Annotated in this window: 16 protein-coding genes; 11 read left to right on the forward strand and 5 right to left on the reverse strand. The window is 73.5% G+C overall.

What is annotated here, in order from left to right; translation table 11 throughout:
- Positions 1-54 precede the first annotated feature (54 nt).
- The 3 genes from NMK34_RS03320 (at position 55) to NMK34_RS03330 (ending at position 2,601) form a co-directional block, all read left to right on the forward strand.
- Entirely contained in the window at positions 55-1,161 is a 1,107-nt protein-coding gene (locus NMK34_RS03320; RefSeq protein WP_091330297.1) for a magnesium and cobalt transport protein CorA, read from the forward strand.
- 180 nt (positions 1,162-1,341) lie between these two features.
- Positions 1,342-2,220: an ion transporter gene (locus NMK34_RS03325; RefSeq protein ID WP_318336262.1), complete on the forward strand. Its 879-nt coding sequence runs from the start codon at positions 1,342-1,344 to the stop codon at positions 2,218-2,220.
- A gap of 111 nt (positions 2,221-2,331) precedes the next feature.
- A complete protein-coding gene (locus tag NMK34_RS03330; protein WP_184977422.1) occupies positions 2,332-2,601 on the forward strand; it encodes a GlsB/YeaQ/YmgE family stress response membrane protein in 270 nt (89 codons plus the stop codon).
- A gap of 60 nt (positions 2,602-2,661) precedes the next feature.
- Here the strand turns inward: NMK34_RS03330 and NMK34_RS03335 are convergent, their stop codons facing one another.
- Positions 2,662-4,248 carry a mucoidy inhibitor MuiA family protein gene (locus NMK34_RS03335; RefSeq protein WP_318332143.1) on the reverse strand — a complete coding sequence of 529 codons (1,587 nt, stop codon included), beginning with the start codon at positions 4,246-4,248 and terminating at the stop codon, positions 2,662-2,664.
- Positions 4,249-4,519: 271 nt separating this feature from the next.
- On the opposite strand from NMK34_RS03335, the gene NMK34_RS03340 reads away from it, so the two are divergent.
- On the forward strand, positions 4,520-4,870 hold the full coding sequence (locus tag NMK34_RS03340; RefSeq protein WP_255348693.1) for an STAS domain-containing protein: 351 nt from the start codon (positions 4,520-4,522) through the stop codon (positions 4,868-4,870).
- On the opposite strand, the gene NMK34_RS03345 is transcribed toward NMK34_RS03340, so the two are convergent.
- On the reverse strand, positions 4,853-6,124 hold the full coding sequence (locus NMK34_RS03345) for a PP2C family protein-serine/threonine phosphatase (protein WP_318332144.1): 1,272 nt from the start codon (positions 6,122-6,124) through the stop codon (positions 4,853-4,855). The genes NMK34_RS03340 and NMK34_RS03345 overlap by 18 nt on opposite strands.
- Positions 6,125-6,327: 203 nt before the next feature.
- Here NMK34_RS03345 and NMK34_RS03350 point away from each other — a divergent pair, with 203 nt between their 5' ends.
- From NMK34_RS03350 to NMK34_RS03370, 5 genes are read left to right on the forward strand one after another with little or no spacing between them, the layout of a single operon-like run.
- Complete coding sequence (locus NMK34_RS03350) at positions 6,328-7,923, forward strand: ABC transporter substrate-binding protein (RefSeq protein WP_318332145.1); 1,596 nt, start codon at positions 6,328-6,330, stop codon at positions 7,921-7,923.
- Entirely contained in the window at positions 7,920-8,924 is a 1,005-nt protein-coding gene (locus tag NMK34_RS03355) for an ABC transporter permease (RefSeq protein ID WP_318332146.1), read from the forward strand. Before NMK34_RS03350 ends, NMK34_RS03355 begins: the two co-directional genes overlap by 4 nt.
- Entirely contained in the window at positions 8,917-9,783 is an 867-nt protein-coding gene (locus NMK34_RS03360) for an ABC transporter permease (RefSeq protein ID WP_318332147.1), read from the forward strand. The genes NMK34_RS03355 and NMK34_RS03360 overlap by 8 nt, the downstream gene beginning before the upstream one ends.
- Complete coding sequence (locus NMK34_RS03365; RefSeq protein ID WP_318332148.1) at positions 9,780-10,742, forward strand: ABC transporter ATP-binding protein; 963 nt, start codon at positions 9,780-9,782, stop codon at positions 10,740-10,742. The genes NMK34_RS03360 and NMK34_RS03365 overlap by 4 nt, the downstream gene beginning before the upstream one ends.
- Positions 10,739-11,449: a dipeptide/oligopeptide/nickel ABC transporter ATP-binding protein gene (locus NMK34_RS03370; protein ID WP_318332149.1), complete on the forward strand. Its 711-nt coding sequence runs from the start codon at positions 10,739-10,741 to the stop codon at positions 11,447-11,449. Before NMK34_RS03365 ends, NMK34_RS03370 begins: the two co-directional genes overlap by 4 nt.
- Before the next feature lie 7 nt (positions 11,450-11,456).
- Here NMK34_RS03370 and NMK34_RS03375 read toward each other — a convergent pair whose 3' ends face one another.
- Both NMK34_RS03375 and NMK34_RS03380 read right to left on the reverse strand, forming a co-directional pair.
- Positions 11,457-11,897 (reverse strand): hypothetical protein, encoded by a 441-nt coding sequence (locus NMK34_RS03375; protein WP_318332150.1) that lies wholly within the window; start codon positions 11,895-11,897, stop codon positions 11,457-11,459.
- Between the two features lie 84 nt (positions 11,898-11,981).
- Positions 11,982-13,139, reverse strand: a complete 1,158-nt coding sequence (locus NMK34_RS03380) for a peptidoglycan DD-metalloendopeptidase family protein (RefSeq protein WP_318332151.1) — start codon at positions 13,137-13,139, stop codon at positions 11,982-11,984.
- A gap of 170 nt (positions 13,140-13,309) precedes the next feature.
- On the opposite strand from NMK34_RS03380, the gene NMK34_RS03385 reads away from it, so the two are divergent.
- Together NMK34_RS03385 and NMK34_RS03390 are read left to right on the forward strand one after the other, a co-directional pair.
- Positions 13,310-13,807, forward strand: a complete 498-nt coding sequence (locus NMK34_RS03385; RefSeq protein ID WP_318332152.1) for a TspO/MBR family protein — start codon at positions 13,310-13,312, stop codon at positions 13,805-13,807.
- Between the two features lie 107 nt (positions 13,808-13,914).
- A complete protein-coding gene (locus NMK34_RS03390; RefSeq protein WP_318332153.1) occupies positions 13,915-14,982 on the forward strand; it encodes a DUF2855 family protein in 1,068 nt (355 codons plus the stop codon).
- Positions 14,983-15,388: 406 nt separating this feature from the next.
- Here NMK34_RS03390 and NMK34_RS03395 read toward each other — a convergent pair whose 3' ends face one another.
- Entirely contained in the window at positions 15,389-16,681 is a 1,293-nt protein-coding gene (locus NMK34_RS03395) for a GAF domain-containing protein (protein WP_318332154.1), read from the reverse strand.
- Positions 16,682-16,770: the final 89 nt, after the last annotated feature.

Consider the following 16,770-nt stretch of genomic DNA (forward strand, 5'->3'; position numbering starts at 1 on the left):
TGCGCGAGCGCGGGCGGGGGACTCGGCGACCCGGCCGAGCAGCGGGGGAGGGGCATGGCGGACAACCGGTCCTCGGAGGGGTTCGGCCGCCGCCTGGACGAGCACGCCATCGACGCGGGCGCGGCCGAGCCGGAGCGACCCGACGGGCTGGTCGACAGCGGCGTCTACGTCGGCGGCGTACGCCGGGCGTCGCCTGTCACCCTCGCCGACACGTTCCGCTGCCTGCAACACCTCGACGACGCGATGGCCTGGATCGGGCTGCGCCGGCCGGGCCGGGCGGAGGTGGCCTCGCTCGCCGCCGAGTTCCAGCTCCCCGACCTGGCCGTCGAGGACGCGATCAACGCCCACCAGCGCCCCAAGCTGGAACGCTACGGCGACACCCTGTTCGTGGTGCTGCGCGCCGCCCGCTACCTGGACGCCCGGGAGGCGGTCGAGTTCGCCGAGCTGCACCTGTTCCTCGGTCCTGGTTTCGTGATCACCGTGCGGCACGGCGGCACGCCCGACCTGGCCGGCGTACGGCGGCGGCTGGAGGCGGAACCCGAGGTGCTCGCGCTCGGCCCGGAAGCCGTGCTCTACGCCGTACTCGACCGGGTGGTGGACGGCTACGCGCCGGTGGTGGCCGGGCTGGAGAACGACATCGACGAGATCGAGACCGAGGTGTTCGGCGGCGACCCGAACGCCAGCCGCCGCATCTACGAGCTGAGCCGCGAGGTGATCCAGTTCCAGCGGGCCGCCCGGCCGCTGTTGAAGGTGGTCGACGCGCTCACGCACGGCTTCGACAGGTACGGCACGGACGAGGAACTACGCCGCCGGCTGCGCGACGTGGCCGACCACCTGACCCAGGTGGTGGAGCGGGTGGACGGGTTCCGGCACCTGCTCCAGAACATCCTCACCGTCAACGCCACGCTGGTGTCGCAGGCGCAGAACGAGGAGATGCGCAGCCTGACCGCTGCCAGCTTCGAGCAGAACGAGGAGATCAAACGGGTCTCCGCGTGGGCGGCCATCCTGTTCGCGCCCACCCTGATCGGCACCGTCTACGGGATGAACTTCACCCACATGCCGGAGCTGGACTGGCGGTACGGCTACCTGTTCGCGGTCACCCTGATGCTCGCCGTCTGCGGCGCGCTCTACCTGCTGTTCAAGCGCCGCGGCTGGCTCTGAGCCGGGCCGGGCGCGCCTCGGCCCCGGCAGCCCGCCCTCGTTGATCCACTAAAGTGTCCGGGTGGCTACCCCCTGTCGTGCGCGCGTCGCCCGGTTCCGGCGCTCCGGAGGGGAACGCTGATCGGGGACACGGTTCCGGCACCACGCGGCGGGCGCCGGACCGGTGACGGAAAGCGTGGGCTGGCCGGCCACTGTGCCCGGATCGTCGCGTCCCGGCCGTTCGAGGTGGCCATCGTGGTGCTCATCATGGCCAACGGCGTGGTGCTGGGCATCGAGACGTACCCGAACCTCGGCGCGGCCGGGCCGGTGCTGCGGTGGACGGAGTGGATGTTCCGGGCGGTCTTCGTCGTGGAGATCTCCATCCGGGTGCTCGCGTACGGCCGCCGCCCGCAGGACTTCTTCCGGCACGGCTGGAACGTCTTCGATCTGCTGGTGACGGCGGCCATATTCGTCCCGGGCCTGCACGGCGATTCGGCGGTGCTGCGGTTCATCCGGGTCGCCCGGGTACTGCGCCTGGTGCGCTTCTCACCCGGCCTGCGGACCATCGTCGCGGCGCTGTGGCGCAGCCTCCCGGGTGTCGCGGGGTTCCTCGCGCTCGCCGCCGTCACGCTCTACGTGTACGGCATGGCCGGCTGGCTGATCTTCGGCGACCGCTACCCCGAGGAGTACGGCGACATCGGCCGCTCGCTCGTCACGCTGTTCGTGCTGCTGTCCCTGGAGACGCTGCCGGACCTGCTGGAACAGGGTCTGGAGGTGTCGCCGTGGACGCTGCTCTACTACGTCAGCTTCGTGATGATCGCGGTGAACCTCCTGCTGAACATCCTCATCGCCGTCATCGTCAACTCGATGGAGGAGGCGCGCCGGCTGGAGATGACCGAAGGGCTGGCCGCCGACTACGACTCCGACGGGGACGGGATTCCGGACGAGGTGGACCGGATCGCGATCAGCCAGCGCCTGGACGACCTGCGCATGGTGATCGCCGAGTTGGAGCGGGAACTGCGCATCGACAGGGAGGAGCCGCCCGGCGCGCCGCGCCGCCGGCAGCCCTCGGACCACTGATCAGGGACGGTCATGACAGTTCCGTGACGAAAGCGGCTCCCGGGTTTGGCCGACTGGTTGATCGGGGCAACCAGGCAGGCGCCAACACATTTGAGGGAAGGGACGCCTCTCGTGGAGATCACGGGCTTCTTCACCGCGCTCATCATCGGCCTCGTCATCGGTGCGCTCGGGCGCCTGGTGGTGCCGGGCAAGCAGAACATCCCGATCTGGCTGACCCTGCTCATCGGTGTGGTCGCCGCGTTCGTCGGCACGCTGGTGGCCGGCGCGTTCGGCGTCGACGACACCCCCGGCATCGACTGGATCGAGCTGGCGCTCCAGGTCGGCTTCGCCGCCATCGGCGTCGCCGTCTTCGCCGGCCTCTACGGCCGCCGCCGCATCTGAGAACCGAAGGAAGGGCCCCTTCTTAACGCCTCGTGCATAAGAAGGGGCCCTTCCTAACGCCTACTCCCGCCAGCCGGTCAGCTCGACGCCCTTCGCCAGCTCCACCCGGAAGCCCAGGGCGATCTCGCCGCTCTCACCCGGCGCCAGCGACAGCCGCCAGGTCAGCTCGCCCAGCTCCGTACGCTCGGCCGGCGGCGGCGTCAGCACCGTCTCGCGTACCACCACGGACTCGTCGCGGGACACCGGTAGCTGATCCCGCAGCTCCACAGTGGCCGGCCGGGGCGTGTGGTTCGCCACGGTGATGCGGTACTCCACCTCCCGTCGCCGCGTCGACCCGAGCGTGGCCTTGCTCTCGATGCGCCGGGACAGCTTCCGCTCCACCCGCAGCCGATCGTCCACCCCGAGCGCCAGCTCGGTCTCCTCGCCCGGTGCCCACGTCTTCAGCCGCGTCGCCGCCACGAAATCAGCGCCGTGGAAGACCGACGCCGGGCCGGGCAGCAGCGTGTGGTCCGACGTGTTGCGGACCGTGGCCCGCAGGTGCGCCTCGGCGGCGCGCACCGGCACGCTCACGTGGTCCAGCCGGGCCGGCAGCTCCAGCACCGCGATCGTCACCCGGTGCGCGCTGCCGTCCGCCGGCACCGCCACCGGACGCGCGGGCCGGTAGGTAGCAGCCGTCACGCCCTGCTCCACCTCGGCGACGCTCTCCCGCACCGCCGGCGCTGCGGCCCGCGCCGCGCGGGGACGGCCCGCCGCCGGCGCCGCGCCGGGCGCCGGGGGCGGCACCACGCCGCCGAACGACGCGGCCGACACGGCCATCGGCGGCTGCCGCCGGAACCGGTCGAGATACCAGGGCGACAATTCGGGTACGCCGCTCGCCGCCGCCGGGCGGGCCGTGGAGAGCTGGAGTTCGCACTCCGGCCAGTCCTCCCCGGTGCCCTGGCTGACCAGCCCGAACCAGGTGACAGTCATGGTGTCCTCGACCAGCCGCAGGTCGTAGGAGGGGGTCCAGCGGGCGCCGTCCACCAGGTACGTCAGCTCCAGCTCCACCTCGGTCTCGTCGGCCTCCACCGAGACGGACACCTCGGCGGCCAGCCGGTCCGGCTCCCGCTTGCCGCGCGCCGCGTCCAGTTCCCGGTCGACGGCGGCCAGTTCCTCGGCCAGCTCGATGCGCCGCCGGGCCAGCCCGCGCCGCCGGGCCCGCGACTCGGCGAGCTGACCGGCCACCGAGTCGGTGAAGGCCGCGACGTCGGCCGGGGCCGCGTCGCCCGCGGCCAGCGCCCGGGCGTACGTGCCACCCGCGCGCTCGGCAAGCCGGGTGAGGAACTCGCCGCGCTGGTCCTCGATCGCGTCGGTGTCACCGACCTCGGCCAGCTCGTCGGCCAGGTCGCGCCGCCGCTGTTCCAGCTCGATGACCTGGGCGTCGGTGCTGCGGGCCTGCCGCCACGCGGCCACGTCCACCCCGAGCACCGTCACCGCGCCCCGGCCACCCACCCGGATCGAGTCGCGGCGCAGGCCCAGCGGGAGTGGGGCGACGCGTACCCGGTGGTCGCCGGCGGCCAGCCGGACGCGGCCGCGGCGGGTGACCCGGGCGCGGTCCGGGTAGACGGTCACGCCGACGACAGGCGCATCGATCTCCAGAGTGTCCACGGCGGCGAGGGTAGTTCAGCCGCGCCCGCGACGGCGCTACCGCAGATGGAGCCGTTGGTCGACGGTGACAGCGGCCAGGTCGCGCGGCCTGCTCGTACCGGGTGCCCGCCCGAGCGGTGCGGATCCCCGCTCCGGTGCGGCGGACCGGCACCGAGGTGTCGTCCACCACTTCCCGGGAAGACCGCTGAGCCGGCGCTTGCCCACGGGAGGCGGCAGCGCCCGACTTCTGGCACGGTGTCGGGTAGCGAGGTGCGCGGTTGAGGGGGGAGTGGTGGAGTTCTCGGCGACGAGCAGGCGGGGGCGTGTCGGCACGGTGATCGAAGTCGCCGGCGACCTGGACATGAGCACCACCCCGCAGCTGCGCGACCGGCTGTACGAGCTGACGGAGGCCGGCGCCCGGGTCGTCGTCGTCGATCTGGCCGGGGTCGGGTTCATGGACTCCAGCGGCCTGGGCGCGCTCGTGGTCGGCTACAAGAGCCTGCGGGAGCGGGACGGCTGGCTCGGCCTGGCCGGCGTCCGTGCGTCAGTGCGCCGGGTCTTCTCGATCACCTCGGTGGACCGGGTGATCCCGCTGTTCGACACGGTGGCGGCGGCGGAGGACGCGTCACCGCTGGTGCCGTGAGCGCTCCTCACCGGATCGACCGCTCGCGCGGGCGAGGTCGGCGCCGGCGGTGCTGCGCCGGGGCCCGTGGTCGCCGTACCAGTCGATGACGAGCAGTGTGGCGTCGTCGGCCAGCGCCGGCCCGGCGATCTCCAGCACCGCGTCGGACAGCGCCCGGACCGCCTCGCGGGGATGCAGGTGGGCGATGCCCAGCAGGGTGCCGGGCAGGTCGAGGTCGGCGGCGTTGCGTTCGCGCATGCCGTCGGTGACCACCACCAGCCGGTCGCCGGGCCGCAGCGGCAGGCCCCCGCTGCGGTAGCCCTCGTCGGGGAACATGCCGAGCGGGAAGTTGCCCGGCAGGTCCACCGGTGCGACCCGGCCGTCCCGGACCAGCATCGGCGGGACGTGCCCGGCGTTTAGCAGCTCGCACCGCCCGGTGGCGAGGTCGATGCGGCCCAGCACGGCGGTGACGTACGCGCCGCGTACGTTCGCGTGCTCCGCGACGGCCCGGTTGGCCTCCTCGGCCTGGGCGACGAGACTTCCGCCGCGGCGGCGGGTGTTGCGCAGGCTGCCCACGCCGAGGGTGGCGGTGAGCGCGCTCGCCACGCCGTGGCCCATCGCGTCGGTGACGCTGAGGTGCAGCAGGTCGCGGGCGAGGCTGTAGTCGAAGGTGTCGCCGCCGACGCTCGCCGCCGGTTCCAGCCAGCCGGAGAGGGCGAAGGCGCCGGCCTCGCAGGTGAACGAGGCGGGCAGCAGGCGGCGCTGGATCTCGGCGGAGAGGGTGAACGGGGTGGTGCGCTGGCCCCACTCGAACAGGTCGGTGTGCCGGCGGTTGGCGATGACCACGAACGCCAGCGCGTGCGCGGTACGGGCGACCCAGTTCACCACCTCGCCGTCCGGCTCGTCGGGCAGGTCGATCTCCAGCAGGCCGATCGCCTCGCCGCGGTCGGTGACCGGCGCCAGTACGGTCCAGGCGTCGTCGCCGGGGACGACCACCGGGGCCTGCCGGCGGAGGGCCTGCTCGTAGGGGCCGCCGTCGAAGGGGAGAACCTCGGCGTCCTCCTCGTCGTGGCGCCGGCCGGGACCGCCACGGGCCGGCTGGTGGGTCAGCCGGACCAGCGCACGGCCGCTGAGGTCGGCGATCAGCAGCGAGACGCCGCGCGCGTTCAGCGCCGTGGCGATGACGCCGGTGACGGCCTCGACCGCCTGCACCGGGGCGGCGTCCTCGGCCGACTGCAACATCCCGGCCAGCAGCGCCTGCTCGCTGTCCTCCACCCTCTGAGCATATTCAGCGCGCCGGGCGTCCGCCTCGCGAGCGACACCGGGGGTGGCGGGTCGCCGTCATCGACCGGAGGTTATTGCATATAGTTGGCAACTACCGAATAGTGGCGGTAGCGGGCGCTCCGGCACGCGATGATCGATCCTCGCCGGAGCGCCCGCCCGCTGCCACCCGCAGACGAGTGTTCGAGGGGTTGCCGGTGGCGATCAAGCCCAAGCCCGTACGCGTGGCAGCGGTGCTCGCCGCCGCCCTGCTCGCCACCGCGTGCTCGTCGCCCACGGCGCCGACAGGAGGCCCGAACGGCGCGGGCACGCTCGTGGTCGCCACCGCGGGCGAGCCGGACACGCTCAACCCGGTGCTCAACTACGGCGTCGACGGCGCGTCGCTGATCTTCGACGGGCTGGTCGCCCGGGACGCCCGCAACGAGCTGGTGCCCGCACTGGCCCGCGAGCTGCCCACCGTCTCGGCGGACGGGAAGACGGTCACCGCGAAGCTGCGCGAGGGCGTGCTGTTCCACGACGGCAGCCCGCTGACCGCTCAGGACGTGGTGTTCACCTACCAGGCGGTGCTCGACCCGAGAGTCGACTCGACGCTGCGGTCCGATCTGGACATGCTCGCCTCCGTCGCCGCGCCCGATCCGGCGACTGTGGTGTTCACGCTGAAGTACGCGTACGCGCCGTTCCTGCAACGGCTGGCGCTGGGTATCGTCCCGGCCAAGGCGTTCGCCGGGCAGGACGTCAACAAGGCCGCGTTCAACCGCAAGCCGGTCGGCACCGGCCCGTACCGGTTCACCTCCTGGACCCCGGGTGACCGGCTCGTGCTCGCGGCGAACGAGACGTACTGGGACGACAAGCCGGCGAACTCCGGCGTGGTGGTGGCGTTCGTCGCCGACGACAACGTCCGGGCCCAGCGGATGCGGGCCGGTGAGTTCGACGCGGCGGAGCTGGCGCCGAAGCTCGCCTCCGGGTTCGAGAACCGGGACGGCTACCGCGTGCACCGGGTGCCGACCGCCGACTACCGGGGCGTCATGCTGCCGATGGGCAACCCGGTCACCGGCGACCTCGCGATCCGGAAGGCGCTGAACCTCGCCGTGGACCGGCAGGCCATGGTGACGGGTGTGCTCGGCGGTGCGGGCGAGCCCGCGTTCGGGCCGGTGCCGCCCACGTCGGAATACGCCGAGCCGTCGATCACCGGCAGGCCCGCCGCCGACACCGCCGCGGCGACCGCCGCGCTGGACGCCGCCGGGTGGAAGCCCGGCCCGGACGGCATCCGCGTCAAGGACGGGCGTACGGCCGCGTTCGCGCTCCTGTACCCGGCCACCGACAGCCTGCGCAAGGAACTGGCGCTGGCCGTCACCGCCGACGCGAAGAAGGTCGGCATCAATGTCACGCCGGAGGGCCTGACCTGGGACGCGATCACGCCGCGGATGAAGAACGACGCGCTGATCATGGGCTACGGCACGCCGTACGACCCGGACTTCGTCTCCTACAAGCTGTTCAGCTCGGCCTTCGCCGGGCAGGGCTTCTTCAACCCCGGTTCGTACCGCTCGGCGGTCACCGACGCCGCGTTGCGGGACGGCCGGGACAACACCGACCCGGCCGCCCGCAAGGCCGCGTACGCCACGTTCCAGAAGCAGCTCGCCGCCGACGTGCCGTGGGTGTTCCTCACCTACCTCCAGCACACCTACGTGCTGAAGGACGCGGTGACCGGCGTGACACCGCGGGTCGAGCCGCATGAGCACGACGTCGCCAACAGCATCTGGTGGAACGTGCACACCTGGACGAAGAAGTCGTGACGGCGCCCGCGACCGGCCGGCGGCGACTGGCCGGGGCGGGTGCCGTGGTCCGGCGGCGGCTGCTGGTCGCCGTACCGGTGCTGGCGGCCACCAGCATGGGCATGTTCGCCCTCGGCGCCGCCTCCCCGATCGACCCGGCCCAGCAGTACGCGGGCGCGGCGGCGTTCACCACGAGCGAGGAGAACCTCGCGCAGATCCGCGCCAACTGGGGCGTCGACGACCCGCTGCCGGTGCAGTACGCCCGCTGGATCGGCAACCTGCTGCGCGGCGACCTGGGCTGGTCGACGAGCCGGCACGAGCCGGTCACGTCGGTGCTGGCCGCCCGGGCCGGCTGGACGCTGCTGCTGGTCGGCAGCGCGCTCGCCCTGGTGCTGGTGGCGAGCGTGCTGCTGGGCACGCTGGCCGCGTACCGGCGGGGTGGCTGGTTCGACAGGGCGCTGCGCGCCGTCGCGTACGCCGTGCAGTCCATGCCGGTGTTCTGGATCGGTCTCGCGGCGATCGCCGTGTTCGCGCTCAGCCTCGGCTGGCTGCCCGCCGGTGGGCTCACCGACATCACCGCCACCGGCACCGACCCGGCCGACGTGGCCCGGCACCTGGTGCTCCCGGTGACGGTGCTGGCGATCTCCCAGGCGCCGTGGTTCGTGCTGTTCGTCCGCGACGCGGTCGCCGAGAGCCTGCGCGACGACCACGTCCTGGCCGCCCGCGCCCGAGGGCTCCCCGGCTGGGTCGTCCTGTTCGGACACGCGCTGCGGACCGCGCTGCTGCCGTTCCTCACCCTGGTCGGCACGCACCTGCCCGAACTCGTCGGCGGCGCGGTCCTGGTGGAGACCGTGTTCTCCCTGCCCGGCCTGGGCGCGGTCACCGTCGAGGCCGCGCTGGGCGCCGACTTCCCGCTGCTCGCGGCCACGACCCTGGTGACCACCGTCGTGGTGCTGACCGCGAATCTGGTCACCGACCTCGCCTACGCCGCCGCCGACCCCCGGGTACGCCTCGATGACTGACCTCGCCCTCCCCACGCGCGTCCGGCGCCTGCGGCGTTCCGGCAGCGCGGGCACGACAGTCGCCGTCGTCGTGCTCGCCGGTGTCGTCGCCGCCGCGCTGCTCGCCCCGGTCCTGTGGCCGCTCGACCAGAGCGCCGTCGACCTGTCCCGTACCCGCCTCGCGCCCTCGCCGGAGCACCTGGCCGGCACCGACGACCTCGGCCGCGACGTGGCTCTGCGCAGCCTCTACGGCCTGCGCGTCTCGCTGCTCGTCGGCGCGGTCGCCGCGCTCGTCGCGGCCGTCATCGGCGGCCTGGTCGGCGCCGTCGCCGGCAGCGTCGGCGGCTGGGTCGACCGGGCGCTCATGCGCGTCGTGGACACCGTCGCCGCGCTGCCGCACCTGCTGCTGGGCATCTTCATCGTGGCGATGCTGCGTCCCAGCCTCGGCGCGGTGATCGCGTCCATCGCGCTGACGCACTGGCTGTCCACCGCCCGGATCGTCCGCTCCGAGCTGCTCAGCCTGCGCAACCGGCCGTTCGTGGACGCCGCGATCTCCGGTGGTGCCGGGCGCATCCGGGTGCTCACCCGGCACCTGCTGCCGCACGTGCTGCCGCGCCTGGCGCTGGCGACCACGCTCATGGTGCCGCACGCCGTCTGGCACGAGACCGCGCTGTCGTTCCTCGGCCTCGGCCTGCCGCCGCACCTCGCCTCGATCGGCAACATGATCAACGACGGGCAGCGGTCGCTGCTCACCGGCGCCTGGTGGGCCAGCATCGTCCCCGGCCTCCTGCTGGTGGCGGCCACGCTGGCGCTCGCCGTGCTCACCGGCCGGTGGCGTGACCGCCTCGACCCGCGCGTACGGGCGGAGCTGCACCTGTGACCGCCCCGGCGCTGCTGACCGTCGACGGGCTGACCGTCCGCTTCCGGCTGCGCGACGCCGTCGTGCACGCCGTCACCGACCTGAGCCTCACGCTGCGGCCCGGCGAGCTGCTGGCGGTGGTCGGCGAGTCCGGGTGCGGCAAGTCCGTGCTCGCGCACGCCCTGCTCGGCCTGCTGCCGCGCAACGCCGCCGTCACCGGGCACGCCCGCCTGCACGCGCCGGGCCGCGAGGCTGTCGACCTGATCGGCGCGGGGGAGCGCCACCTCGCCCGGCACGTACGCGGCCGGGGCGTCGGCCTGGTCCCGCAGAGCCCCGCCACCGCGCTCACCCCGGTCCGTACCGGGCGGAAGCTGCTGGAGGAGACGCTGCGCGCCCACGGGCACACCCGCCGGGACGCGCCGGCCGCCGCCGACCGGATCGCCGCCGACGTCGGCCTCGACCCGGCCGACCTGGACCGGTACCCGCACGAGCTGTCCGGCGGCATGGCTCAGCGGCTCGCCACCGCGCTGGCTCTCGCACCCGACCCGCCGGTGCTGCTCGCCGACGAACCCACCACCGGCCTCGACCGGCCGCTCGTCGACCACACGCTGGACCTGCTGCGCCGCCGCTGCGACACCGGTGCGGCCGTCCTGCTCATCACGCACGACCTGACCGCCGCACGCCGCGTCGCGGACACCGTCGCCGTGATGTACGCCAGCCGCATCGTCGAACACCGCCCCACCGAGGCGCTGTTCGACGACCCGGCCCACCCGTACACGGCCGGGCTGCTCGACGCGCTGCCCGATCGCGCATTCGTCCCGGTACCCGGCCACCCGCCGGCGCTCACCGACCTGCCCGCCGGCTGCGCCTTCGCGCCGCGCTGCGCCCGCGCCACCGACACCTGCGCGACAGTGCCCCGCCTCGCCGCCGCGAGCCGGGTCGCCTGTCACCACCCGCTGCGCGAGGAGGTACCGGCATGACGCTCACGGTTCCGGACGCCACCGACGCCGCCGCCGAGGGCGCCGCGCCGGCCGCCGGGCTCGCCGCGCACCAGGTCTCCGTCGCGTACGGCAGGCAGCGCGTCCTCGACCGGGTCGACCTGCGCATCGCCCCGGGTGAGACGGTCGGGCTGCGCGGCCCGTCGGGCAGCGGCAAGTCCACACTCGCCCGCGTCCTCGCCCTGCTGCACGCCCCGGACGGCGGTCACGTCACGATCGACGGGCAACCACTCGGCGGCGTCCGCCATCGCCTGCCGGCGCACGTGCGTACCCGCGTCGCGATCCTGTTCCAGAGCCCGCGCGCCGCCACCGACCCGCGGCTCAGCCTCGCCGACATCATCGCCGAGCCGCTCCGCGCCACCGGCACATCCCGCGAGCAGGCCGCCGCCCGTACGGCGGAACTGGCCGACCTGGTCGGACTGACGCCCGACCTGCTGACCCGCCGCCCGCACGCGGTGAGCGACGGGCAACTGCAACGCGCCTGCCTGGCCCGAGCCCTGGTGCACCGGCCGGACTACCTGCTCTGCGACGAGGCCACCGCGATGCTCGACGCCTCCACCCAGGCGCACGTCGCCGCCGTCATCGGCGACTACCAGCGCCGGCAGGGCGCCGGGGTCCTGGTCATCACCCACGACCCGGCGCTGATGGCCCGCTGGGCCAGCCGGGTGGTGGACCTGCCGGCGGCGTGACGTCGCGTCACTCCTCGACCGGGCGGCGTACGGCGCCCAGCGCCCCGGCGACGACGGCCCCGAATCCGACGGCCATGAGCGGCAGTCCCATCTCGAAGGGCAGCTCACCGACCCAGTTGATGCTGTCGCGCTCCGGCAGCGCGCCCAGGCTCACCGCGACCACCGCACCGGCGAGGAACATCCCGGCCACCGCCGCGCCGACCGCCAGCTTGGCGCACGCCGTGCTCCGCCCGGCCCAGAGGCCGGCCAGGACGGCGATCACCAGGGACACCACGACCAGCCAGGTCCAGCCGCCCTCGGTCTCCAGGTAGGCCCAGCCCGAGTACGACCACTGGTGGAGGCGGCTGGCGCGGAACCACGGGATCAGGTAGCCGAGCAGTGCGGTGGCGCTGCCGACCGTGAGCAGCAGGTCGGGGGCCGGGCGGTACCAGCGAGGGAAGTCGTCCATGCGTCCGGAAGGTAGCAGTCACAGCTGTCCGCGGGCACGGCCGGCGAGGCCGGGCCGCGCGCGGTCACGCACGGCCCGGAGTGGTCAGCACCAGCCGTTAATCGGCCCGTTCACGCCGGTGGACAGGTAGGCGTCGGACACCCAGCTGCCGTCGCTGAGCCGGTCCCACAACGCGGTGGTGCCGTACCGGCCGGTGTGCGAGGTGCCGTTGGCGGAGCAGGAGACGGTGACCGTGGCGCCGTCCGCGAGCGATCCGAGGACGCCGTACCCCGTTCCGGGACCGGAGCGCCGGGTCAGCGTGCCGCCGCCGTTGGCGTCGACGACTCCCTGGTTGAAGCCGAGCGCGCCGTAGTTGTAGACGGCGCCGCCCACGCCGGCGAAGGCGGATCCGTGCCGGGCCCCGCCCTGGTACTCGCCGGCACCGCTGACGAAGTCCCACTTGCCGATGCCGTGCCCGGCGATCGGGACGTAGACCGAGTTCTGCCGCAGCCCAAAGTGCACGTGCCGGCCGGTGGCGGAGCCGCCGCAGGTGACGTCGGTGCCGGTGTAGCCGAGGTACGCGCCCTGCCCGACGGCGGCCCCGTTGACCGAGATGCTGCTCCACAGGTGGTAGTAGTCGGTCGAGTAGCCCCGGTCGTGGATGACCCGGATCCACCCGGTGCACATCGTGTACGCGGTTCCGGCCCGCGCGGCCCGGACCACCTGGTCGCCACCGGCGAGGTCGACGGAACTCCACGGCGCGCCGCCGCCCCAGCCGTGCGGCCCGCCGGTGAGCGTCCACGTCTGCCCGACCGCGAACGGCAGCGCCATGCCGGTACGGAAGTCGCTCCCCGCGTACATCGGTGCGACGGGCGCGGTGAACACCGCCTTCTCGTCCTTGTTCACCAGCGGTGACGTGGCGGCCAGGTCACCGAACGACGCCTCGCCGTCGAAGGCGACGGTCCAGCCCTTGCCGTCTGACCGTGCGAGGAAGACCGACCCGATGGGGTGCGCGTCCCGGGACCGGCCCGCCAGCAGCACCGCGGTGCCGAAGGCCCATCCGCCGCTCGCCCGGGTGACTGTGACCCGGGTCCGCTGCGGCCCGGCGGTCCGGGTCGCGGCGTCGGACTGGCCGAGGAGTTTCGCTGTCACCGCGTCGGTGACGGGCGCGGGTGCCGGGCGGGGCGCGGCCGAGGCCGGGGCCGGCACCACGGCCCAGGCGCCGATCGCCGCCAGCGTGAAGGAGAGCACGAGCCGTCGCATGGGGGTCTCCTATCGACCAGCATCACTGAATGGCGAGGCTATCGAAGGGCATGGAAGTTGTCTACGAGTTCCGCATGCTCCGGTGAAGGATCTGTGCGTCGGGGCGTACCCGGAGGTGGATCTTTCAGTGGCGCGGGTTTATTCGCCGCCGGCCGGGTAGCTGACCTGGTATGCGAGTACCGACCCTGGTCAAGACCGCGGCGGCAGTCACCGCGACCGCCGCCGCGGGCGCCGTCGCCACCTCCACCGGCACCTCGTCGCGCTGGTACCGCCGCCTGCGCAAGCCCGCCTGGCAGCCGCCGTCGGCCGCGTTCCCCGTGGTCTGGACCCCGCTGTACGGGCTGATCGCGGTCGCCGGTGCGCGGGCGCTGGACCGCTCCGAGGGGCCCGAGCGCGCCGCCTTCGCCCGCGGGTACGCGCTCAACCTGGCGCTCAACGCCGGCTGGACCGCCCTGTTCTTCGGCGCCCGCAGGCCCGGCGCCGCGCTGGCCGAGATCGCCGCGCTCAACGCGTCCAACCTGGTGCTGCTGCGCCGCGCCGCGCGCACCGACCGTACCGCCGGGGCGGCGCTCGCCCCGTACGTCGCGTGGACCCTCTTCGCCGCCGCCCTCAACGGCGCGATCGTCGGCCTCAACCGGGGCGGTGCTGGGCTGCGGTGGCGGAGCTGACCGGTGTTCGTCACCTCTGAACCGGTGGCGCGCAACGGTCCGGTCGAGTGGGATTTTGCACTCCCAGTGCACTTGTCTGGAGTTTCGCGTCTGCCTAGCGTCAGGCCATGGCTGACTCGTGGACGTTCGCTGTGGCCCGTGACGACCTCGCTCGCACCACACTCGTCGGCGGGGCCGTGCCCGACCTCGCCGACGGGGAGGCGCTCCTGCGCGTGGACCGCGTCGGCCTGACCGCCAACAACGTCACCTACGCGGTGCTCGGTGAGGCGATGCGCTACTGGGAGTTCTTCCCGCCGCAGCCCCGAGGGCTCGACGGTGGGTGGGGCCTCCCACCACTGTGGGGCTTCGCCGAGGTGGTCGCCTCCACAGTGGCCGGCGTCGAGCCGGGAGGCCGGGTCTACGGCTACCTGCCGCCCGCCGGCCACCTGGTGGTACGCCCGGACCGGGTGGACGAGTCCGGGTTCCGCGACGCCAGCGCGCACCGGGCCGGCCTGCCCTCGCCGTACAACTCCTACCGGTCCACCGGCGGCGACCCCGCGTACCGGGCGGAGCAGGAGGATCTGCTGATCCTGTTCCGGCCGCTGTTCTTCACCTCGTTCATGCTCGCCGACCAGGTGATCGACGAGGACGCCTACGGTGCGCGTTCGCTGGTGCTGTCGTCCGCGTCGAGCAAGACGGCGTACGCCACCGCGTTCGAACTGCACGGCCGCGGCCCGCGCCTGATCGGGCTCACCTCGCGGGGCAACCTCGCCTTCACCAGGTCGCTCGGCTGCTACGACGAGGTCCTCTCCTACGACGACATCGGCACGCTCGACGGCGTACCGACCGTCTACCTCGACCTCTCCGGCTCACCCACCACCCGCGCCGCCCTGCGCGCGCACCTCGGCGACCTGCTGGTCCGGGACATCGCCGTCGGCCTCACCCAGCAGACACCCAACGCGGGTGCCGCCGGGGAGGTCTTCTTCGCGCCGGTGCGCATCCGCAAGCGGAGCCAGGACTGGGGTCGCGACGGCCTCGACGAGCGGTTCGCCGACGCCTGGCAGCGGTTCTCCCGGGTGGTGAGCGGATGGCTCGACGTGCGGGTCGGCGCCGGTCCGGAGGCACTGCGGGACGCGTGGCTCGACGTCCTCGCGGGCCGTACGCCACCCCGGGTGGGCCACGTCGTCCAGCTCTGAGCACGTCGCCGATTCCGGCCGTGGCGCGCCCGCCCGGCCGATGCGCGCTAGGCTGACGACGCGGGGTACCGATGACTGATCGCCGCCGCTTGCTTCTCCCACGGTTTCCCAGCCGCGACGACTGAGTCGAGCGCTGCCGTGCAGATTCCCTTGGAGCACTTCGTGCCCGACGACACGTTCGCCCTGAACCCCTTCCGTGTGGAGGGGGTCGGAGCCACAGACGACGAGCGCAGTCCGATCGCGGACGTCAGCGCCGAATCCATGACCCGCCTGCGGAGCCCGTTCACCGCGGCGCACCCCGCTCGTGAGCCGGCCGGCGCGCCCGACCGGCGCTAGACCGTCGCCCGGGGGTGACGGCCGCGCGCGCAGCGGTCCCTTGACGGTGCCGCCGGGCGCGGTCGAGTGGTCAGCGGTTGACGTAGGCGGCCAGGCCGCCGAGTTCCTCGTTGGCGATGAAGACCGAACGCACGTTGATGATTGCCTCCTCGACGTGGAGCGGGCAGCCCCACGCCGAGTCGCCCCACGAGTCAGCGATCTTGATCTCGGCGGGTGCGGCGCAGCCGTCGCCTCCGCCGAGCTGACACCGATCGGGGCGGGGAGTGGCGGCCTGCGCCGCGGCGGCGGCGCGCAGCCGGGCGGTGAGTTCCGCGGCGGCGGCAGCGCGCTGTTCCGCCTCGGCTCGTAGTTCCCGCTCCGCCTGCACCACCCGGGCCAGCTCGTCGTGGGCGGCCCGGGCGCGCGCGTCCGCGTCGGCCTTCGCCTGTTCGATGTGGTGACGTTCGATGGCCAGCGCGGCGGTGCCGGTGAATACCCGGGCGAGCGCCAGGTCGGTGTCGCGCGGGACACGCGGGGTGCGGTGGTACATGGCGAACGTGCCTAGCAGGCTGCCGTCGCGGGCCAGGATCGGCGTGGACCAGCAGGCGGCGAGCCCGGCCCGCTCGGCCAGGTCGCGGAAGTCGGCCCAGAACGGGTCGGTGGCGATGTCGGTGACGATGACCGGTTCCCGCCGGTGCGCGGCGGTGCCGCACGAGCCGACACCCTCGCCGGTGGCGATCCCGTCGATGGCCTGGTTGTAGAAGTCGGGCAGGCTGGGCGCGGCGCCGTGGCGTAGGTGCCGGCCGTCGGCGTCGGCGAGCAGGACGGAGACGAGCACCTCCTGGGGCGCGAGGTTCTCGATGCAGCGGGCCATCCCGTCGAGCACCTCGGCCAGCGGCGCCTGCCGCGCGATCTGCTCCAGCATCGCGCGGTGCTCGGCCATCAGCCGTTGCGCGTGCTTGACCTGCGTGGTCTCCACCCCGATCACGCGGATCCCGGTCACCGTGCCGTCGGCGTCGCGGCGTGCCTCGTAGGTGAAGTCGAAGAACGTCTCCCGCGCCTGCGATCCGCTGCCGAGCATGATCCGGGCGTCGTGCCCGGTGTACGACTCGCCCGTGCGGTAGACCTGGTCGAGCAGCGCGATGAAGCCCTGGCCGTCCAGCTCCGGCATCAACTCGGCGAGCGGGACCCCGGTGCGCGCGCGTTCCTCGCCGATGGCGGTGAAGAACGCCGGGTTCGCCGCCTCCACCACGTGCGTCGGTCCGGCGAGCGCCGCGAAGACGGCGATGGACTGCCCGAACAGCGTCCGCAGATCCTCGTCCGCCGGCCGTCCGGCGACCGGCGAACTCGCCGTGGTCGGACGCTGGCCTGGTAACGCCGTCATGCCTGGTCTTCCTCCCGCGCCCGCTTCGTCGACCGGTGCCAGATTACGGGGCAGTGGCGGTCGTTCACATCTTGGCATCGACGCGTGCC

This window comes from Micromonospora sp. BRA006-A (genome assembly GCF_033433935.1).
In the GTDB taxonomy this organism is placed as follows: Bacteria; Actinomycetota; Actinomycetes; order Mycobacteriales; family Micromonosporaceae; genus Micromonospora; species Micromonospora aurantiaca.

Bases quoted from the DNA above. Each gene is read 5' to 3' on its own strand.
- NMK34_RS03320 (WP_091330297.1), top strand. From the start codon at position 55: ATGGCGGACAACCGGTCCTCGGAGGGGTTCGGCCGCCGCCTGGACGAG.
- NMK34_RS03360 (WP_318332147.1), top strand. From the start codon at position 8,917: ATGACTGACCTCGCCCTCCCCACGCGCGTCCGGCGCCTGCGGCGTTCC.
- NMK34_RS03370 (WP_318332149.1), top strand. From the start codon at position 10,739: ATGACGCTCACGGTTCCGGACGCCACCGACGCCGCCGCCGAGGGCGCC.
- NMK34_RS03375 (WP_318332150.1), bottom strand. From the start codon at position 11,897: ATGGACGACTTCCCTCGCTGGTACCGCCCGGCCCCCGACCTGCTGCTC.
- NMK34_RS03380 (WP_318332151.1), bottom strand. From the start codon at position 13,139: ATGCGACGGCTCGTGCTCTCCTTCACGCTGGCGGCGATCGGCGCCTGG.
- NMK34_RS03385 (WP_318332152.1), top strand. From the start codon at position 13,310: ATGCGAGTACCGACCCTGGTCAAGACCGCGGCGGCAGTCACCGCGACC.
- NMK34_RS03390 (WP_318332153.1), top strand. From the start codon at position 13,915: ATGGCTGACTCGTGGACGTTCGCTGTGGCCCGTGACGACCTCGCTCGC.
- NMK34_RS03395 (WP_318332154.1), bottom strand. From the start codon at position 16,681: ATGACGGCGTTACCAGGCCAGCGTCCGACCACGGCGAGTTCGCCGGTC.